We start from the raw sequence: 1,782 nt of genomic DNA on the forward strand, positions 1-1,782 counted from the left end.
CGGCGACCGCGACTACGCGTTCGTCACCGTGTACAACGGCGTCCAGGTCACCGACGTGGCCGTGGACAAGGTCAAGAACTGGGTCAAGGACCGCGTCTTCGACACCCGCGCCGAGGCGGAGAAGGCCCAGAAGGACCTCGAGCTCAAGACCACCGGCTGGTCCGGCGAGATCGTGCCCTTCGGCCCGAACGACGTCGAGCACCCGTGGGCGTTCGAGTGGCGCGTCGCCAAGCACGGCGAGGAGTCGCAGAAGGTCTACGTCCCGCTCGACAAGTGGTGCCAGTGGATCGGCTTCGACTACACGGTCGAGAAGCTCGGCGCGCTGGTCCGTGGCGAGGTCAAGGACGCGTCCTGGCACGGCAAGGCCGGCTACGAGATCTCCCGGATCTCGAAGGACGAGTACGTCAAGGCTGTCGGCAACGACCAGCAGGACAAGATCGTCGACGGCACCCTCTACTACACCTACAACAACGGCTGGTACAAGGCCAAGTTCTGGGTGAACATCGCCAAGAAGTTCAAGCTGCGTGGCCACATCGTGGACATCGCGCTGAAGGACGTCGGCACCCTCGGCGCCAACGTCGGTGGTCAGGGCCTGGCCTACAACCAGAAGATCGGCACCGGGGTCTTCGTCTTCGGTTACCCGAGCGGGTCGCACCCGGACGGCAACTACGCCTTCACCGGCAAGACCCTCAAGTGGGCCTACGGCAAGACCTTCAAGGCCGCCGCTCCGGCGATGAAGGCCGAGGAGCTCGTGGGCATCAAGTCCTCCTTCACCGGTGAGGGCTCGATCGGTTCCTCGTGGCTGTACCGCTACAGCAACGCCAAGCGTCTTGGCTACCTGAACGGTGTGACCATCGCGGTCTCCGACACCGACGGCAACAAGCGCATCGACACCAGCGTCTCCCCGTACTTCGACGGTGAGACCCTGGCCGTCTACCAGTACGCCGCGAAGTTCGCTTCCGGCAAGATCGTCTGAGACTAGCTCTCTGACGCTCTGACTGGACCACAGGAAAGGGCCCGGCCTCCAGCCGGGCCCTTTTCCTATTTCTCGTCCACTTTCGCCGCATACCGTTTGAGCGCGCTCAGGCACCGCCCAGAACTCCCGCGCGAAATCCGGCTTAGGCCTGTACGGCACCATCAACGACGGCGACGATGTAAGCGGTCGCCTCCCGAAGCGGAACGCCCGGCACCTTTGGCCCAGGGCCTCGTCGGCGGGATCTTCGCCGACAGCCGCTGGAAAAGGGCCCGGACACGCGCCCGATGCCCAGCCGGCCGCTGCTTGAGTGGCCTATGTCGCCGTCTCCTCCAGCGCCTATATCCAGGAGGATCGGCACGGGCGCGGGGTCATCCCCCACGCCCTCCACGTGCGCTCTCAGCTCCCTCCGCATCTGCCCTGGGCATCCTCTCCGCCACGCGTCCCGGTAGCGAGGCCTGCTTTGACGGGACTCGGCCGCCCACCGGTTTCATCTATCCAATGTGATTTGCGTCACACTCCATCCTAAACCGTTCCATGACTCGGGGTGAGGAGGACCGGAGAATGCCGCATTGATCAGCGGAAACACGGTCAACCCTGAACGATCGGACATCGAAGCGCCATTAGTGCCTTACGGGCAGACCTCAGGAACCGCCTTACACCACCCTTATTCCTCGTATAGCTTTCTCCTCGTTCCTTCACTGACGCATGGGGCGCAAGTGACGTCCCACGACAGACCAGGGAGAAATCCATGAAGCGCACTCTCGCCCTCGGCGGGATCGCGGCGGGCCTGCTGGCCTCCGCCGCCA

Annotated in this window: 1 pseudogene; it reads left to right on the forward strand. The window is 64.0% G+C overall.

Going from position 1 to position 1,782, the window contains the following annotated elements:
- Positions 1 to 976, forward strand: a pseudogene (locus IL992_RS47420) (hypothetical protein); the annotation flags it as partial.
- Positions 977 to 1,782 lie beyond the last annotated feature (806 nt).

Source organism: Microbispora sitophila (assembly GCF_014892245.1).
GTDB classification, from domain to species: Bacteria; Actinomycetota; Actinomycetes; order Streptosporangiales; family Streptosporangiaceae; genus Microbispora; species Microbispora siamensis.